Annotated in this window: 3 protein-coding genes and 1 tRNA gene; 2 read left to right on the top strand and 2 right to left on the bottom strand. The window is 25.0% G+C overall.

Features of this window, described 5'->3' with window-relative positions; translation table 11 throughout:
- On the bottom strand, nt 1-856 hold an 856-nt coding region (rarD, locus tag ACTT9D_RS07315; protein WP_440931125.1), incomplete at its 3' end, for an EamA family transporter RarD.
- 83 nt (nt 857-939) lie between these two features.
- Here rarD and ACTT9D_RS07310 point away from each other — a divergent pair.
- Nucleotides 940-1029: transfer RNA gene (locus tag ACTT9D_RS07310), tRNA-Ser, on the top strand.
- 1 nt (nt 1030) lies between these two features.
- Here the strand turns inward: ACTT9D_RS07310 and ACTT9D_RS07305 are convergent.
- Nucleotides 1031-1297: a succinate dehydrogenase assembly factor 2 gene (locus tag ACTT9D_RS07305; RefSeq protein ID WP_440931124.1), complete on the bottom strand. Its 267-nt coding sequence runs from the start codon at nt 1295-1297 to the stop codon at nt 1031-1033.
- Between the two features lie 24 nt (nt 1298-1321).
- Between ACTT9D_RS07305 and ACTT9D_RS07300 the strand changes: the two genes are divergently transcribed.
- Nucleotides 1322-1756: OB-fold nucleic acid binding domain-containing protein (locus tag ACTT9D_RS07300; RefSeq protein WP_440931123.1), on the top strand; the 435-nt coding region annotated here is incomplete at its 3' end.

Below are 1756 nucleotides of genomic sequence, written 5' to 3'. Positions count from 1 at the left end.
TTAAGTAAATAAATACAGCAATCCATATAATAATAAAACTAACAAATTTAGTTGTTGAAAATTCTTCATTATAATAAAAAAATCCTAACAAAAATTGTAAAGTTGGGGTGATATAAAAAACCATTCCTGTTGGACCTAATCCACACAATTCAACACCTCTTACATATAAGAATAAAGGTATCACCGTCATTGGACCAGCTAATGTTAAAAATAACATCAAAGATGGATTTTCTATATTAAAATCATTCACACCCTTATCAATAATCATATAGAAAACAATTAAAGCAATTGGCAAAATATATAAGCTTTCAATTAATAAACCTATATCTGTTTGAACATTAATTCTTTTTCTAAATAAATTATAAAAAGCCCAACTAATTGCTACTAGTAATCCAACCCAAGGAATTGATTTAATACTAAAAAAAATTAAGAAAAATATTGAGAATATAACTAGAGAGATAGATATTATTCTTTTTTGATTTAATTTTTCTTTAAAAAAAACAAAACCTAATAAAACACTTATTATTGGCATAATAAAATATCCAAAACTAGCATCTATAATTCTGTTAGTTGCTACAGCATAAATCCACACTGACCAGTTTGAAAAAATGAGAAAACCGGAAATAAATAGATTAAATAAATTTTTCTTTACTTTAATTGTTTTTAAAAATTCATCCCATTTAAAAAAAAATGTTGTGGTTATTAATAATGCCACTGCAGTCCATAAACATCTATGAACTATAACTTCCATGTATCCAATAAATGAAATAGCTTCAAAATAAATTACCCCAATAAACCCCCACCAGAAAGAGCCTAAACTAGTTAAAAACAGACCTTTATTGAAATCTTTATTCATTTATCTAATAATAAAACGATTGATATATCTTTAAATGATTTTCTTGTTGAATTAAATAATTATGATAATAAAACACTCACCACGGAGAGATGGCTGAGCGGTTGAAAGCACCGGTCTTGAAAACCGGCAAAGGGGCAACTCTTTCCTGGGTTCGAATCCCAGTCTCTCCGCCATTCAATTTTGATTTAACTTAAAATTTTTAAATTTTTTAGTAATTTCATTTTCCTCTAAATTAATGTGATTATCAATATTGTTATAGAATCTTAATAAATTATCATCGTCTATATCCAGAAATTTTTCTAATTGTTTTAAATTATCATCTTCTAAATCATTAATAATACTTTTAACAAATGAACTAATTAGATTATCCATTTCCTTTGTTCCTCGATAGGTAGATCTATAAAGGATTTTTTTTTTTAAATTATCTATATCGTTATTCATTGATAAATTATATTAGTGATTCTAATGAATAAAAACAGTCATAAATATTTACTATCAGACCTCTCAAATTTGAAAGGTGTTGGAAAAAAAACTGAAAGTTTGCTTAGAAAAAAGGGAATTAACAATATTTTTGATTTATTGTGGAAATTGCCCAAAACATATACTGACAGAAGTTATACTTCTAAAATAAAAGAATTAAAAATTTCCGAAATCCAAACTGTATCTGTTACACCTTTAAAATATCTTTTTCCTAGAGTAAGAAATTTACCAAATAAAGTTTTATGTGAAGATGATACAGGACAATTAGAATGTATATTTTTTAATAGTTATGAAGGCTATATTAAAAAAATATTACCTTTAGGAAAAATAGTTACAATTAGTGGAAAAGTATCTAATTTTAGAAACAAATATCAGATTACAAATCCAAAATATATTTCTGAAAATGAAGATTTAATTAAA

The organism is Candidatus Pelagibacter sp. (assembly GCF_052049815.1).
GTDB lineage: Bacteria > Pseudomonadota > Alphaproteobacteria > Pelagibacterales > Pelagibacteraceae > Pelagibacter.
This window is presented reverse-complemented; position numbering and strand designations above follow the sequence as displayed.

Bases quoted from the DNA above. Each gene is read 5' to 3' on its own strand.
- ACTT9D_RS07305 (WP_440931124.1), bottom strand. From the start codon at position 1,297: ATGAATAACGATATAGATAATTTAAAAAAAAAAATCCTTTATAGATCT.